Source organism: Paenibacillus sp. LRG-1 (assembly GCF_057220305.1).
Genome location: NZ_CM170126.1, coordinates 2,681,944 through 2,698,312 on the forward strand (window position 1 = coordinate 2,681,944; position 16,369 = coordinate 2,698,312).

Annotated in this window: 16 protein-coding genes; 12 read left to right on the forward strand and 4 right to left on the reverse strand. The window is 43.3% G+C overall.

The genetic code is table 11. The features are described 5' to 3' along the window. The first annotated feature begins 4 nt into the window (after positions 1-4). From ACUUJN_RS12020 to ACUUJN_RS12055, 8 genes are all read left to right on the forward strand, one after another. Positions 5-1,420, forward strand: coding sequence for a glycoside hydrolase family 1 protein (locus ACUUJN_RS12020; RefSeq protein ID WP_023988485.1), 1,416 nt, complete (start codon positions 5-7; stop codon positions 1,418-1,420). 305 nt (positions 1,421-1,725) lie between these two features. Next, positions 1,726-2,106, forward strand: coding sequence for a VOC family protein (locus tag ACUUJN_RS12025; protein ID WP_023988486.1), 381 nt, complete (start codon positions 1,726-1,728; stop codon positions 2,104-2,106). A gap of 99 nt (positions 2,107-2,205) precedes the next feature. Next, positions 2,206-2,793 (forward strand): sugar O-acetyltransferase, encoded by a 588-nt coding sequence (locus ACUUJN_RS12030; RefSeq protein WP_023988487.1) that lies wholly within the window; start codon positions 2,206-2,208, stop codon positions 2,791-2,793. Positions 2,794-2,947: 154 nt separating this feature from the next. After that, positions 2,948-3,499, forward strand: coding sequence for a phosphodiesterase (yfcE, locus tag ACUUJN_RS12035; protein WP_023988488.1), 552 nt, complete (start codon positions 2,948-2,950; stop codon positions 3,497-3,499). Between the two features lie 118 nt (positions 3,500-3,617). Beyond that, positions 3,618-4,649 (forward strand): agmatine deiminase family protein, encoded by a 1,032-nt coding sequence (locus tag ACUUJN_RS12040; RefSeq protein WP_053325376.1) that lies wholly within the window; start codon positions 3,618-3,620, stop codon positions 4,647-4,649. 29 nt (positions 4,650-4,678) lie between these two features. Further along, positions 4,679-5,554, forward strand: coding sequence for an N-carbamoylputrescine amidase (gene aguB / locus ACUUJN_RS12045; RefSeq protein WP_025721082.1), 876 nt, complete (start codon positions 4,679-4,681; stop codon positions 5,552-5,554). A 600-nt stretch (positions 5,555-6,154) separates the two neighbouring features. Beyond that, a complete protein-coding gene (locus ACUUJN_RS12050) occupies positions 6,155-8,176 on the forward strand; it encodes an NAD(P)/FAD-dependent oxidoreductase (RefSeq protein WP_023988491.1) in 2,022 nt (673 codons plus the stop codon). 190 nt (positions 8,177-8,366) lie between these two features. Further along, positions 8,367-9,287: an aminoglycoside phosphotransferase family protein gene (locus ACUUJN_RS12055; protein WP_053325377.1), complete on the forward strand. Its 921-nt coding sequence runs from the start codon at positions 8,367-8,369 to the stop codon at positions 9,285-9,287. Positions 9,288-9,336: 49 nt separating this feature from the next. Here ACUUJN_RS12055 and ACUUJN_RS12060 read toward each other — a convergent pair whose 3' ends face one another. Next, positions 9,337-9,762: a hypothetical protein gene (locus ACUUJN_RS12060; protein WP_484669668.1), complete on the reverse strand. Its 426-nt coding sequence runs from the start codon at positions 9,760-9,762 to the stop codon at positions 9,337-9,339. A gap of 179 nt (positions 9,763-9,941) precedes the next feature. Between ACUUJN_RS12060 and ACUUJN_RS12065 the strand changes: the two genes are divergently transcribed. From ACUUJN_RS12065 to ACUUJN_RS12080, 4 genes are all read left to right on the forward strand, one after another. Further along, positions 9,942-10,391 carry an Imm63 family immunity protein gene (locus ACUUJN_RS12065; protein ID WP_028541366.1) on the forward strand — a complete coding sequence of 150 codons (450 nt, stop codon included), beginning with the start codon at positions 9,942-9,944 and terminating at the stop codon, positions 10,389-10,391. A 132-nt stretch (positions 10,392-10,523) separates the two neighbouring features. Beyond that, positions 10,524-11,507 (forward strand): ABC transporter substrate-binding protein, encoded by a 984-nt coding sequence (locus tag ACUUJN_RS12070; protein WP_023988494.1) that lies wholly within the window; start codon positions 10,524-10,526, stop codon positions 11,505-11,507. A gap of 33 nt (positions 11,508-11,540) precedes the next feature. Beyond that, on the forward strand, positions 11,541-12,566 hold the full coding sequence (locus tag ACUUJN_RS12075) for a FecCD family ABC transporter permease (RefSeq protein ID WP_025721067.1): 1,026 nt from the start codon (positions 11,541-11,543) through the stop codon (positions 12,564-12,566). After that, on the forward strand, positions 12,563-13,570 hold the full coding sequence (locus ACUUJN_RS12080) for a FecCD family ABC transporter permease (protein WP_023988496.1): 1,008 nt from the start codon (positions 12,563-12,565) through the stop codon (positions 13,568-13,570). The genes ACUUJN_RS12075 and ACUUJN_RS12080 overlap by 4 nt, the downstream gene beginning before the upstream one ends. A 61-nt stretch (positions 13,571-13,631) precedes the next feature. On the opposite strand, the gene ACUUJN_RS12085 is transcribed toward ACUUJN_RS12080, so the two are convergent. From ACUUJN_RS12085 to ACUUJN_RS12095, 3 genes are all read right to left on the reverse strand, one after another. Then, a complete protein-coding gene (locus ACUUJN_RS12085) occupies positions 13,632-14,066 on the reverse strand; it encodes a VOC family protein (RefSeq protein ID WP_023988497.1) in 435 nt (144 codons plus the stop codon). A gap of 216 nt (positions 14,067-14,282) precedes the next feature. Further along, the gene (locus ACUUJN_RS12090) at positions 14,283-15,695 is read right to left on the reverse strand and encodes a hypothetical protein (RefSeq protein ID WP_071558785.1); all 1,413 of its coding nucleotides are present in this window, start codon (positions 15,693-15,695) and stop codon (positions 14,283-14,285) included. A gap of 44 nt (positions 15,696-15,739) precedes the next feature. Beyond that, entirely contained in the window at positions 15,740-16,240 is a 501-nt protein-coding gene (locus tag ACUUJN_RS12095) for a histidine phosphatase family protein (protein WP_028541362.1), read from the reverse strand. Positions 16,241-16,369: the final 129 nt, after the last annotated feature.

Consider the following 16,369-nt stretch of genomic DNA (forward strand, 5'->3'; position numbering starts at 1 on the left):
AAATATGAGTACACAGTTTCCAAAAGATTTCCTGTGGGGCGGAGCAGTTGCTGCTAATCAGCTCGAAGGCGCTTATCAAGAAGATGGAAAAGGCTGGTCCATTCAGGATGTAACTCCTCGTGGTGGCTGGGGGCCCGTTACGGATGTACCAACAGAAGATAACATGAAATTGATCGGTATTGATTTTTATCATCATTATAAAGAAGATATCAAACTTTTTGCGGAAATGGGCTTCAAAGTATTCCGTACTTCTATCGCATGGTCACGTATTTTCCCTAAAGGTGACGAACTGGAGCCTAACGAAAAAGGCTTGCAATTTTATGATGATTTGTTTGATGAACTTCACAAATATGGAATTGAGCCACTCGTTACATTATCTCACTATGAAACACCTTTACATTTGTCCAGAGAATACGATGGTTGGGTAAACCGTAAGCTTGTTGATTTTTATGAGCGCTATGCTACAACTGTATTTAATCGCTACAAAAATAAAGTTAAATACTGGTTGACTTTCAATGAAATCAACTCCATTCTTGAAGCACCATTCATGAGTGGAGGAATTAGCACACCAAAAGATCAACTTAGTGAGCAAGATCTTTATCAAGCTATTCACCATGAGCTTGTAGCGAGTGCAAGAGCAGTAAAAATCGGTCATCAGATCAACCCTGATTTCAAAATTGGCTGTATGGTGCTGAGCATGCCTACTTATCCGCTGACACCTAATCCGGACGATGTGATCGCTGCGATGGAATTTGATCACAGAAACATGGCATTTGCCGATATTCACGCAAGAGGTCAATACCCAGGTTACATGAAACGTTTCTTTAAAGAAAACGGAATTTCTATTCACTTTGAACCAGGTGATGCCGAAGATTTGAAGCATACCGTTGATTTTATCTCGTTCAGCTATTATATGAGTACTTGTGAGACAGCTGACGAAGCTAAAAAAGTCAAAGGTAAAGGTAACATCCTTGGTGGTGTCAGCAATCCGCATCTCGAGGCAAGTGAGTGGGGCTGGCAAATTGATCCGCAAGGTCTGCGTTATGTCCTGAATACATTCTATGATCGCTTCCAAAAACCACTGTTCATCGTTGAAAATGGCCTGGGCGCCGTTGATGAACTGATCACGAATGAAAAAGGCGAAAAAACGGTTGAAGATGACTACCGAATCAACTACCTGAATGATCATTTGGTTCAAGTTGGAGAAGCTATTGAGGACGGAGTAGAGGTTTTGGGCTACACGTCTTGGGGATGTATTGACCTTGTCAGCGCATCGACCGCTCAGCTTAAAAAACGTTATGGCTACATTTACGTAGACCGTCATGATGATGGCAGCGGTACACTTGAAAGATATCCGAAGAAATCGTTCCATTGGTACAAAGAAGTTATTGCTACGAACGGTGAAAGCTTGAAACGTTAATTTATAAATAAACCAGTGATTAAGTATTAAATTTACAATGAAGGCTTATAGATAGCGACCGCTTCTTCTCTTTTACGAAGCGGTCGCTAATTTTTTAGGGGTATTAGCAACCGGGTTACAAGCTGAGGACGAAAGAGCTTTCATGAATGATTCGTAAGCGTTATTTATTGGTAATTGATGATAAATAGATTGGACAAAAATTAATTACTGAGATATATTGAGACTTATTAAAACGTTAATAATAACGATGTTAAAAATTGAGTCCAGTATAAATTAATGATGAGGGCTGCAGAAGGAGGAAAATAATGAAGATTGAGCATGTAGCGATCTGGGTGAGAGACTTAGAAAAGATGAAAAGCTTTTACGAGCAATATTTTGATGGAAAATCTAACGATAAATATTATAACGCTACAAAAGGATTTGAGTCCTATTTTATCACCTTTGAGGATGGAGCAAGGTTAGAGGTTATGCGTAAAACGGGAGTAGATCATTCACCACAGATAAATATTACGGGCTGGGCTCATGTGGCATTTTCCGTTGGAAGTAAAGCACGGGTGAATGAAAAGACAGAGCAGCTCATGCATGCAGGATATGAAGTTGTGGGTCAGCCAAGATTGACAGGTGACGGCTATTATGAAAGCGTAATTAAAGATCCAGAAGGTAATTTGGTGGAAATTTCAATGTGAGTAGCTTTCCAGTTCTGAAGAGTGAGCATGTGGAATCCTACAATGAAGCTTTAAAAGAAATCTGAATTCTGTATCTAAATAAGCAAAGCGAGGATGGACATGACAGAAAAAGAAAGATCACAACTAGGACTCCTATACAATGCTAATTATGATGAAGAGTTAATTGAAGAACGTTTACACGCTAAAGTTCTCTGCCACGAATATAATCAGCTCCATCCTAGAAATATCGAAGAACGAGAAACACTCATCAAAACTTTACTTGGGAAAACAACTGATAGATTCTTGATTGAGCAACCTTTCGTATGTGACTATGGCTATAACATTGAAATCGGTGAAAATTTCTATAGTAACCATAATCTAGTTTTGCTTGATGGGGCAAAAATCGTTTTTGGTGATCATGTGTTTGTTGCTCCTAACTGCGGATTTTATACTGCGGGTCATGCTCTTGATGTAGAACAACGTAATGAGGGATTGGAGATTGCATTTCCAATTACAGTCGGCAATAATGTGTGGATCGGTGGTAATGTCAGCGTTCTGCCTGGTGTTACTATAGGCGATAACTCCATTATCGGTGCAGGAAGTGTTGTTACCAAAGATATCCCTTCTGGTGTGATTGCTGCTGGAAACCCTTGCACGGTAATCCGTAAAATCACCGAAGATGATAAGACCAAGTACAAAAGGAACTAATAATAAACTACAGCTCACTCGGAACTGTAGTTTATTTTCTTAAAAGAGTATTATCAAACGAGAGAAAATTTTTGCACAGATTTGTTCAGGGAATAATGCAATAATGTACTTAAGTGGAATGTTTTTTAGCCTATTCAGAAAGGAAAGAACAATCATGAAATTGATGTTTATTTCAGATATTCACGGCTCGCTGCACTGGTTGCAATTGGCACTGGAAAAGTTCAGGGAGGAGAAAGCCGATCGTCTTGTCTTGCTCGGAGATTATATGTACCACGGACCACGTAATCCGTTACCAGAAGGGTATAATCCGGCAGAAGTGGCCGCTCTGCTGAATAAGTACAAGTCCCACATTGCGGTTTCTGTGCGCGGGAATTGCGATGCAGAGGTGGATCAGATGCTACTTGAGTTTCCTATGATGGGTGATTATGCTTGGCTGTACCATGAAGGACGGAGAATCTATGTCACGCACGGACATGGCTTTAGTATCGGAAATTTACCACCACTGGAAGCGGGAGATGTGTTCATCCAGGGACATACTCATATTCCGGTAGCGGATGTGGAAAATGGGGTCTTTATACTGAACCCCGGTTCGATCTCGCTGCCAAAAGATAACTATCCATCCTCTTACGGTGTGCTGGAGGGAGCACATTTCACTGTGAAGGATTTTGATGGGAATACGGTGAAAGCAATCACGTTTTCAAAGTAATTTACTCAAATGTGATTGTAAATTATTAAAACTTTTCCGCTTCGATTGAGACAAAGATCATATTATTGTATGATAGGAGCGGAGTCTACATTATGAAAAAGAAAGAGAGCTTCATTACATGCAAATTAAGGATTCACATTATAAGATGCCGCCTGAATGGGCGCCACATGAACGCACGTATATTTCTTGGCCTGTAAAATCTTCAATGGTTTACCCGAATATGCATGCTGATGTATGCAAGGGCTATGCCGGAATTGTACGCGCCATGGCGGAATTTGAACCAGTTACTGTGGTCGTAAATCCGGATGATCTGGAGAGCGTTAAGGCGCTTGAACTTGGGGAACGTGTAGAACTGCTGCCGATTGAACACAGCGATGCGTGGCTGCGTGACAATGGCCCTACTTTTCTCACAGACGAGCATGGTCAGCTGGCAGGTGTAAACTGGAAGTTTAACGCCTGGGGTGGTAAATACGCTCCATGGGACCTGGATGATCAGGTTGCGCCGCAAATTTTGGACAAACTTGGAGTTCCACGGTTTGATGCACCGCTTGTGATGGAAGGCGGCTCACTGCACGTAGATGGCGAAGGCACACTGATTACAACCGAAGAGTGTTTGCTCAATTCCAACCGAAATCCGGAATTAAACAGAGAAGAAATTGAACGGTATGTATGTGAGTATACAGGTGTAGAGAAAATAATTTGGCTAAAACGTGGTCTTAGTGGCGACGAAACAGATGGCCATGTGGACAATATTGCTTGCTTTGCAGCTCCTGGCAAGGTCATTATGCAAGTATGTGATGATCCTGAGGATGAAAATTACGAAATCACGCAGGAAAATCTGCGTATTCTGGAGCAAGCAACGGATGCCCAAGGCCGTAAGCTGGAAGTGATTCGGATCGGTCAGCCGCCGCGTGTGGATTATGAAGACAGCCGATTGACACTGAGCTATATTAACTTCTACTTTGTGAATGGCGGTATCATTTTGCCAGTGTTTGGCGGCACTGCCGCTGAGAGCGATCTTGCAGCTGAGCAAGTGCTGGCAAATGTATTTCCAGATCGCACCATTCGGACTGTAGACGGTATGGCGGTCATCCGTGAAGGCGGTAACGTACACTGTACGACCCAGCAGATGCCTGCTTTAAAGCGTTGAACGATACAACATCTAAAAGGAGGACTAAAGTGAGAAAAGTAAAAGTGGCAGCGACTCAAATGAGCTGCTCTACCAATATCGAAGAAAATATAAGCAAAGCAGAGAAGCTAGTACGTGAAGCGGCTGCGCAGGGCGCACAAATTATTTTGCTGCAGGAGTTGTTCGAGACTCCATATTTCTGTCAGAAGGAAAAGTCTGATTATTATTCATATGCAACTGAGCTGGAGCACAACAAGGCGGTTAACCATTTTAAGAAGATCGCCAAAGAATTACAGGTTGTACTGCCCATCAGTTTTTATGAAAAGAAAAACTACGCGCGCTACAACAGTCTTGCTGTCATTGACGCAGACGGTGAAGTGTTGGGTAAATACCGCAAAAGTCATATCCCAGACGGTCCTGGGTATGAGGAAAAGTTTTATTTTAATCCGGGCGATACCGGTTTTAAAGTATGGAATACACGTTATGCCAAAATTGGGGTAGGCGTGTGCTGGGATCAATGGTACCCTGAGGCGGCCCGCTGTATGGCGCTTATGGGCGCAGAACTTTTGTTCTATCCGACAGCTATTGGCTCGGAACCGCAGGATTCTGCCATTGATTCCAAAGATCACTGGCAGACTTGCATGCTGGGTCATGCTGCTTCCAATCTGATCCCAGTCATTGCTTCCAATCGGATCGGAACTGAAACAGACGAGGACTCCAGTATTACATTCTACGGTTCATCCTTTATTGCCGGGCATCAAGGTAACAAGATCGCAGAAGCGGGTCGTACTGATGAGGAAGTACTTACTGCTGAATTTGACCTGGATGAGCTGGAAGTAGGACGGATTGAATGGGGCATTTTCCGTGACCGTCGTCCTGAACTGTACAATATGATTGCCACCTATGATGGTGATTTAAAAGTATAATCTAGACAAGTCTCCCTTGACGTCAAGCTGAGGTGTTTCCTTTCATTGGACTCTCACCCGGCTTTTCGGGCAGGGGATTTTTGGTTTCTGAATGGAATACTTCTAGTGATGGAGAGGAGGAAGGAAAATAGCAATGAGGCGTAAGGGTATAGACCAATCGCTCGCACAGTTCACAACTTCCAATCTCTCCTAAAGCCACAGCCTACGTACCTTTATTCAGAAAAAATGGATATGCCACAATGTGTGGGCTGCTGGACAGATATGTTAGGGAAGGGATTTTGGAGCGTGTACCCAACGGTTTCAAAAGAACGGATCGGTAGATGGTCCGGAATATAAGCATGATTTTTCACACTAAAGGAACATTTCTCATAGGATTGTTCCTTTTTTATGTCTAAATCCAGTTAATCTATAGACTGAAACTATGATTTGATACATAAAATAGCATTAGAATTTATGGATTAGATGATATAAAATCAAGTCATAAGGAATGATCGTACTCAATAACATCTCGATATTCCCAAAAGTGAAAAAAATCACATATGAGAATGCTTTAATGGAAGCTTGAACATGAAATTTGTAAACTCGCAAGGAGGAAGAACAATGAACCACTATCCTGCTATCTTTGAACCTCTAACCATACGACGCATGACCTTGAAAAATCGGATTGTTATGCCCCCGATGGGAACTAACTTTGCTGCCATGGACGGAAGCTTTGTTCAGGATCATATTGACTATTACGTGCAACGGGCCAAAGGTGGTACCGGCTTGATAACAGTAGAAAATGTTTGTCTGGATTTCCCGATGGGTACAAACGGAACAACCCAGTTGCGTATGGATAACGACCAGTTTATTCCCGGACTGTTTAGATTAACAGAAGCCCTGCATTCTTATGGAGCCTGTGTTTCTGTACAAATTAACCATGCGGGTGCTTCGGCTTATGCGGGACGACTGAACGGAGTTCAGCCTGTATCTTCTTCGAATATTCCTTCTAAAAAGGGCGGAGCTATTCCAAGACCTCTGCAAAAAGAAGAAATTTACGCCATTGTGCGCAAATACGGAGAAGCAGCGGGAAGAGCGCAACGAGCAGGATTTGACTGTGTTGAAATTCATGCGGGACACTCCTACTTGCTGAGTCAGTTTCTTTCACCGATGTATAATAAACGCACGGATGAATTTGGCGGAAGCGCAGAAAACCGTACTCGTTTTGCCAGATTAGTCATTGATGAAATTCGTTCAGTGGTCGGCCCATTTTTCCCTATTTGCTTACGTTTTAGCGCGGAAGAGTTCACAGAAGGTGGGAACACACTGGAAGATACACTCGAGTTATTGGAGTATCTTAATGATGAGGTAGATATTCTGAACGTTTCTGCTGCTCTGAATGATTCCATCCAGTTCCAGATTGACGGGATGAACCTGCCGGATGGTTGGCGCTCATATATGGCTAAAGCGGTAAAAGAAAAATTCGGGAAGGTCACGATGACCTCAGGTAATATTCGGAGCCCACAGGCTGCGCAGGATATTTTGGAGAGAGGTGACGCTGATCTTCTGGCTATGGGTAGAGGGTTGATTGCAGAACCGAACTGGGTGCTTAAAGTGCAAAACGGCTACGAACATTTGCTTAGAAAATGTATCTCTTGCAACATTGGTTGTGCCGATCATCGTATCTCCAAAAGTAAACCGATTTGCTGTACGGTAAATCCGGATCTGTTCAAGGAAGCTGAATACCGGAAACAACGTGTTAAAAACAATGTTCAGGTTGTTGTTATTGGTGGGGGCACTGCCGGCATGGAAGCAGCATGTACGGCAGCCGAAGTAGGCTGCAAAGTAACCCTCTTTGAGGAGAAACCAGAGTTGGGCGGCTTGGCTCGTGATATTGCCCGCTTGCCAGACAAAACACGTATCAATGATTTCCCTGATTATCTGATTCAACGCACCAAACAGTTAACCAATCTGAACATTGTAACAGGGACCCGAGCCGATTTGGCGATGATTAGTGCCCTGAATCCTGATATTATTGTCAATGCGACGGGGTCCACACCACTTCTTCCGCCAATTGCAGGTTTGCATGAACAACTGGGCAAACCGGGCACAAAAGTGTTCTCCATCTTTGATCTTTTGCACAACATGGAGAAATTCCAGGAGTTTGAAGGTAAACGCATTGCTGTAGTTGGTGGCGGAGCTGTGGGACTGGATGTCGTCGAATATTACGCAGAGCGTGGAGCAGAAGAGGTTTCCATCATTGAGATGATGCCGCTACTGGGTAAAGACCTGGATATGATTACTCGCATTTCCATGATGAAAATGGTAGAGGAGCAGGAAGTGAACGTCCATACGGAAACAGCTTTGACAGAAGTGTGTAGCGACCGCTTCAAAGTAAAGCATGGAGAACAGGAGTTTGAGATTCCTTTTGACCTTGGATTCGTATGCTTGGGTATGCGTTCATACAGTCCGCTGATGGACAGCTTGCTCGAATATGGTAAAGAACATCAAGTAGAAGTTATTAATATCGGGGATAGTAAACAAGCTCGTCGTATTATTGATGGCACACGTGAAGGTCGCAATATTTTGAAAACCATTCAACGGGTAGACGAATTTAAACATGAGTTTTCTTATTCTTACTAATTTGACAATACAAGTGATGGGTGTTCACGATGGCAACCCAGTGAATATTGAGGTTGAAGAGACGACTTGTCTTTTCAGCCTTTTTTATTTGAGTTTTTCCTGGAAGAAGATTGATTCCTCTGTCATTTCAAAGGTAAACTATGGAAAGCAAATATAGTAAGTAAGGCTATCTTAACGTGGGGGGATGAGCGTGAATCGACTCTTTAGTGAAATACCGGGTGCCAGCATGTGGAGCAGCGTGGAAGAGATTCATAAAGGCTGGTCTAGTGACAAAAAATATTATATTCAAACCACTGACGGTAGGGACTTGCTGCTAAGAATGTCGGATATGGTTCATTATGATAAAAAGAAATGCGAGTTTGAAGCTGTAACAAAGTTGAATCACGTGGAGAATCTGTTCATGTCCCGGCCGCTTGAATTTGGGATTTGTCATGATGGTCAATCTGTGTATTCTCTGTTCACCTGGATCGAAGGGAAAGATGCTGAAGAGATTATCCCCACGTTAACCGCAGCACAACAGTATCAACTCGGAGTTCAGGCAGGAGATGCACTAAAAAAAATGCATGAGATTCATGCGGAGCAAGATCGAGTCCCATGGGCTGAACATTATAATGCCAAAATCAACAGATATATTACAAACTATAAGTCATGCGGTATTCCCCTAAAGGGAGCAGATCAAGCCATAAGCTTTATTGAGAAAAACCGCCATCTATTAGAAAATCGTCCCCAGACTTTTCAGCATGGAGATTATCATGTAGGCAATATGGTGGTTAACCCATCTGGTGAACTGGGTATCATTGATTTTAATAGAATGGATTATGGTGATCCTTGGGAGGAATTCAATAGAATTACCTGGTGTGCAGCATTAAGTCCTTTATTCGCTTCGGGCCGTATCCACAGTTATTTTAATAACCATGTACCTGATTTATTTTTTAGATTAATGGCTCTGTATATTGCAAGCAATCAGCTTTCATCGATTCACTGGGCCATTCCATTTGGCAAAGAAGAGGTAGACGATATGGTGCAACGAGCTGAAGAGGTTTTGGAGGCGTATAATTACTTTCAAACCTATATACCGAAATGGTACGTGCCCAGTTACAGCGACTTGTAAAAGCGAAGACCGCCGCTCCTGGGAGTGACGGTCTTTTTTTAGCATTCTATTATTGTTTCTTAATCTTATACGTAAATTCCCAAACGGCTTGATGACCTGAATAACGTCCACGGTTTTCAGTAACCGTCACTCTTAACTTAACGGTAGAACCTTTGGCAGAAACCGAGGAGACCTTTACATTCTTGGTGGCTTCGCCTTCATCAGGAATTTTGTCTTGTTCCTCGGCATACGCATACAGCTTTATGCTACCATTCGATTTGACCTTCACGCTGTTACCTTCACTAATGGATTGATCTGCCACCTGGGCAGCAATGGCCCATTCGTTGCCTACGTGATCGTTGGATACCAAGGTTGCTTGTTGAAACGTAACGATATACGTTGATGTTGCCGAAGCTGCGAGTGCGTACGTTCCGTTGAATATTAAGGATACCACTACCAATAGAATAGCTGATGCTTTCGTCCATACTCTATTCATTCGCCTGTCTCCTTCAGTTGGATATATTGAGGAAATTCCCTCTATTCTAATTATCGTTTGCATCAAACAGAATTGTTAATGGTTGGTAAAAAAAGAATTTGACTTCTTATTGCATCACTTGTGATCTAACATGATTATGACTTGAATTTATTTAGTAGAGAAAGGGAAGGGAAAATCTGATGAAAAAAATATATAGCGAACAAGAACTCATAGATATGACTATTAAACAGCTTGAACAAACTTCAATATATGAAGACCAGTATGAGCAATATGTAAGACGACCTTTCCGTACGGATTTTTATGATGATCTGAGCCCGTATGTGCAAGTGGGCAAGCGGGGTTATACGCTCCAGATGTATGAAAGAGGCATACAGATGCTGAACAAGCTTACGAAAGAGGAAGAGGATGTGATTTATTGGATCATCGAAGATACAATTCACATCATTGCTCATCTAAATTTGCTTCGCAAATATAAAGTGGATAACATAAATACTCATTTAAAATATACCAAGGAAATCACGAAGGAGCTGACAACTGCAATGAACAAAGCATTTTATGAAATTGGAGGAATCTACCAGGAATGGCATGAAGCGAATAGAAGGGGAGCACTGGAGAACCCATTAAAGTAAAACAAAAAAATAAAGAAACAGTTGACAATCACTAATATAAAATTTACAATTTTATATTAGTGATATTGATAATCATTATCACTAATTTTAAGTATGTTTTGCACTTACTATATTTCAAAGGAGATTTACAACATGCATCGTATGATGAACAAGAAATTTCACATGATTTTATGTGCACTATTCGTAGTGATTTTTGTTATTTCAGGTTGTGGGAATGCTGGCAGTTCCTCTGATTCATCTGCTAAACCCGCGTCGCCCACGAAGGAAGAGGTAAGCAGTGATTCTGATACGCGTACAGTCTCTACGGTAAAAGGAGATGTGAAGGTGCCCGCTAATCCTCAACGGGTAGTCGTGAACTGGTATGTTGGCGATGTATTTACACTAGGGATTAAGCCGGCCGCAGTCATGGGGTGGAAACAAGAAACGATGCCTTTTTACGATAAGTTTAACGACATCCCCAATATCGAAAAGTGGGAAACTGAGGAAATTATGAAGTATGATCCTGATCTCATCATTACATATGATACAAAGGATTATGATAAGCTCTCTAAAATTGCGCCTGTTCTTGTGATACCTGAGGACAAAATGACCTCCCTAGAACGTTTGAAATTTCTTGGTCAGGCCACAGGACATGAAGCAGAAGCAGACAAAGTGATTTCACTGTTTGAAAGCAAGCTGAGTCAGGCCAAAGAAAAACTAAATTCCGACATATTCAAGGACAAAACGTTTAGCATTTTCGAGGACTGGGGCAGTGGCTCCTATGGAATTTATTATGAAACAGGCTCACGTGGAGGAACGTTGCTTTACAATTATCTTGGACTTCACAAACCGGAAAAGCTCAACACATTGGTTAAAAGCTCCGGAGAGCGTCGAGGTTCTTTATCCTACGAGGTAGCTGCTGAATACTTTGGAGATTATGTCCTTTGGTTTAAGCAGGAAGGCAAGGAATCCGAATATGCGAAGACAAAAATCTGGAGCAGTATTCCAGCCGTTAAAAACGGACATATCATCGAAATTCCAGCGAAATATGCAGGACTGTTCTATTATTCCGACGTTGCTAGTATGACGGGGCAGCTAGATTATATTATTAGCAAATTGCTGGAACAGACTAAGTAACGTTGCATAATTGACCAACTAAGGGTGTAATCGATGTCTACTCACAAAGAACCAAATAAAAAAGGAATATTTCATTTTATAGGCTATATGATCATGGGCGTGTTCCTGCTCCTGGTGGTTACCGCAGCATCTATTACCTTTGGTGCTGCGGAAATGAGCTTGAAGCTGGCGTGGGGGGCTATATTTCAGTTTGATCCCAACATTACGGAACATCAGATTATTCACACCTTGCGTTTTCCACGTACCGTGGCAGATATCATAGTAGGGTGCAGCTTGGCTGTGTGTGGGGCAATTATGCAGGGAACCACTCGTAATCCACTAGCGGATTCGGGACTCATTGGCATAAGTTCAGGCTCGACATTTGCTATTGCGTTATGTATGGCCTTTTTGCCTGGTCGTACCTACGGAGAAACTATGCTGTATTCTTGCCTAGGTGCAGCAATCACTACTGGCATCACGTATTACATCGCTTCTATAGGCAAGCGAGGAATGACGCCTCAGCGACTGGTGTTAGCAGGAATGTCCATCTCCATGCTTTTTGGTGCGTTTAGTACGTTTATCGCTATTAAGTATGAGATTGGCCAAGCCCTTGATTACTGGTCTGCTGGTGGTACAGCCAGTGCCAAGTGGGGCGAATTAGCTTTCATTGCGCCACTGTTTGTAGTGGGTTTGGTCTGTGCCATCGCGCTTTCTCCCTCGATTACGATTTTGAGCTTCGGGGAGGATGTGGCATCAGGCTTGGGTATTCGTGCGAATAGGATTAAGCTGTTTTCAACCTTAATTGTATTAATTTTAACAGGGTTATCGGTTATTGTGGTCGGCCCTGTTGGCTTCGTTGGTTTGATCGTGCCACACATTATGCGCCATCTGGTCGGAACGGATTATCGGTATATTATCCCGGCCTCAGCTTTGTATGGAGCAGTCTTTCTGTTGGCGGCGGATTTACTCGGACGACTGATCAATCGCCCTCACGAAACACCCCTTGGCATTATTTTTGCCTTGGTGGGCGTACCCTATTTTCTCTACCTTGTGCGCAAGCAGAGGAGGGAGTTTAGTTGAAACTGTCCCGTAATACCAGGGGGATTAGCATTATTTTACTGTTAGTAGTGCTGACGCTGCTAGTGGCTGTACTCAGTATGAATGTTGGGAAAATGAACCTTTCTCCACTCGAAGTTTTCAAGGTCATCATTGGCGAAGGAACGAGCAAACAGAACCTGATCGTGTTTGACTTTCGACTGCCACGTATTGTGCTTTCTATATTGGTAGGTATTGGCATGGGGATATCAGGCTGTATTATGCAAAGCTTGCTCAAAAACGACATGGCCAGCCCGGGGACACTCGGCATCAGCTCAGGCTCAGGGTTATTTGTACTTATGTATATTACGTTGTTCGCTAGTGAAGGATTGCTATCGCCTATTCTTCTTCCAGGACTGGCTTTTGCAGGCGGCCTTACGGCAGCATTTTTGATTTTTATGTTTGCTTTCAGGCGGGGAAGAGACATCTCGCCTACAGGCTTAATTTTAACCGGTGTCGCTATGGGCAGTGGCTACAGCGCATTATCTCTGATGTTGACACTCCGGCTAGACAAGCAACAGTATGACTTTGCTCTGAGATGGCAGGCTGGAGACCTGTGGGGGGACGACTGGAGCTATATTATGGTGCTGCTCCCGTGGGTGCTTATCATTTGCTTTTACGTTTTTTACAGGTCGAACACACTCAATACGTTGAATTTGGGGAATCAGACAGCATCGGGGCTCGGCGTAGCAATTAAAAGGGAGTTTATCGGCTTGACGATTGCTGCCGTTGCGCTCGCTTCTGGTAGCGTGGCACTTGGCGGAAATTTCTTTTTTGTAGGCATGGTCAGTCCCCATCTAGCACGCAAGCTAGTAGGACCCAATCATAAGCTATTGCTACCTACGACGGCATTAGTTGGTGCACTCGTCATTTTGATTGCTGACACACTTACTCGGACGATTAGTTTTGGAGCTGATATTCCAACCGGAATTATTATCACCATACTGGTTACCCCTTATTTCCTTTACTTGCTGTCGAAAGCCAGTTAAATGCATAATGAAAAGACGCTAACCCATGTCCATGCAAAATATGGCTGGGTTAACGTCTTTTTTATTGTTCTTTGGGCGATTCTTCATTGTCATAACTCAATTGCCATTCAATTCCAAACTTATCTTTAAGGCTACCGTAGCATTTGCTCCAGAATGTTTCTTGAAGCTCCATGTTTACGGTCCCCCCTTCTTTTAACTTATGAAAGTACGATCGAATTTTCTCTTCGTCCTTATTGACGATGGCGAGGCTGATGTTGTTTCCGGCTACGAAAGGCATACCAGGAAAAACGTCTGAAAACATGACATTACTACCATCAATTTGAAGCCGCGTGTGCATGACCAAATTTTTGGCTTCTTCTGGTAGAGGATAATCGGGATTGGGTGGTGCTTCACCGAACGTCATGATATGTGGTTTCTCAGTCCCAAATGCCTCTGCGTAAAACTCCGCTGCTTCGCGACAGTTTCCATTAAAGTTAAGATAAACATCAACAGACATGTGTTTCACTCCTTTATGGCTGATTTTTTACTTGCAAATTCTCACCTATCATTATTAGCCTGTGCAGAAGCAAAAATACTAAGTGTTCATTGACTTTCTAACGTGTAGCCGTTAAGGGGGATGTTAGCGTCTTTTTTAGGGATTAGAATTAAAGTAACCCGCAAAAAGACTGCTTGCTCTTAAGCAAACTATTTTGCGGGTTATTATATGGCTTGTTTAGAGGGAAATCAGGTTTGGAGTGGCAGGGTGATAGAGCAGATGACGTGAAATATCGCCGGGATGCTGTACGAAAAGTGGTCCCCAAGCAGGATTGGTATCGTGCATCAGCTTTAACAGGGACAGCATCCGATTAAATATAACCTGCAGATCCGCTTCCCGGGAAAGTCCCTCAGTAACAGCAGCAGCTACCACATGCGCGGCGTAGAAGCCAGAGCGGTGCTCGTCGGTAAGAGAACCGGTGGTTTGCAGCAAGGTACGTAAAAGTACGGCGACGCTCTCATCCTCGTTTCTCCAGTTTTGGATTTCATCCAGACTGTGATTTTCAAGGCTTGCAAGTTTAGTCTTCATAATGGCTTCAGCTACAATTCGTGCAGAACGTTTTGCTGTATTAGCGTCGATGGCTCTGCCGTTAAGCTTAATACTTGATAGATCCTTGTCGACTTCCGATTCAATGACTTCTGCCCATGCTCCAGCTTGGTCGAATTCCAAAAGTGCAGTGGCGTAGGCACCCAAATATCCCCGTAAAATATCTGCAGCATGTGGATCACGGGTAGGTCCTTCATTTCGAAGTTGAGCTCTTCCCGAAAAGGCGGCATTCATACCCCGGAAATAACCGATTAAGCCAATGGCAGCTGCTGGTCCCAGATTAAGGACACCCAATACATCCGAGGCGGTTTCATCGATGCGGGAAGCCCAGTAGTCCGGTAGTCCTTGTCCGATGTTTTCGCTGTTTAATCTGTTTCTAACGACATTGGCCAACTCTTGAATTAGACCCAGATCAGCATGCAAAATGTCATGACCACATACTTCATGCGGGATACTGGACCAAGCCAGCAGTCCATTTGTCGCATGCGCAGGAGGAAGACTGACAATCGCTGCTTGCACTTTAAATACTGCTGTGGCATCAGCGGGCCATGTGTACGGGCCATTTTCCGGCTCTCCCCATTTAACAAGTGCTGGAATAATACTGAGATCCGGTTCTTTTATTCCTTCACGATCTTCTGCGCTAAGAAAACCGTCATACAGGTCACTCACAATCTCCTGAAAAGCATCGGTCGCAAGTGCATTGTAGCCTTCTCCGTTTTGCAGAATGCTCTGAGCGATATCCAGCATGAGTCCGGCAGCTCTAGTTCTACTTGGGTCCTGAATCAAAATTTCAGTGAAGCCCTGTTGCCCAAGCTTGTCCAATTCCTTAATAAACGGAATCGCGACCGTTTCCTGATATATTTTCGGCAGTTTGGCTTTTGCCGCATGGAGTCTTCCCATCAATTGGTGATAATCCGTAGGGGCTGCCGGCCCCTGAAGATTGGAGAGAACCGCCTTTTTCACATTTTCGATACAAACAGACATGTTGGATACGTCGGGTTTGGTAACAGCGGTGATGCGATTTCTTTCGAGCATTCCTTGCATAATTAGATGACCTCCCAGTTTTTTTTGAATTAAACTACAACAGTTTACTCTGTACTCCACAAATGCTTCGCCTGACATTTTCCATCACTAAAAGTTAAAAGATAGAGATCCGGATTCGTGATTTCCTCCAGAATAAAATCTGGAGCATAATGATGCAGCAGGAGTGTTATGATCAAGCGATGGGTGACTAACAGAAAGGTGTGTCGACCGCTCTCCAGCAATTCTTCCGTTAAGGCAGTGACCCGGGTGTTAACCATTTTTTCAGACTCTTCAGCCGTAACTTCGGGCACCCCTCGTTCTCTAAGACGATCTTCAGGTGGATCAAGTTTGATGTTTAATCGTTCTTCAATGATTTCCGCTGTCTGCCAAGCTCGTTTATACGGACTGGAAATCAAACGGTCTACATGCAAGCCATCCATATGCAGTAGAAAATCCGCCAACTGCTTGGCTTGCTCGAAGCCCTCTGGAACTCTGAGCGGAGCATCCGGCTCATTACCAGTCCCAATACCGTGACGAACCACAAACAGGCTTACGTCATTATTCATCCTGTATCCTTCTTTTCTAGAGAAAATTAGCCATTTAAGTGGGGGAAAAGAAAGCTTTTTTCGCGGCCTACAATAACATGTGTGAGCTTTCACATGATTATGTGCTCCTTTATTTGGCACAGTTTATGC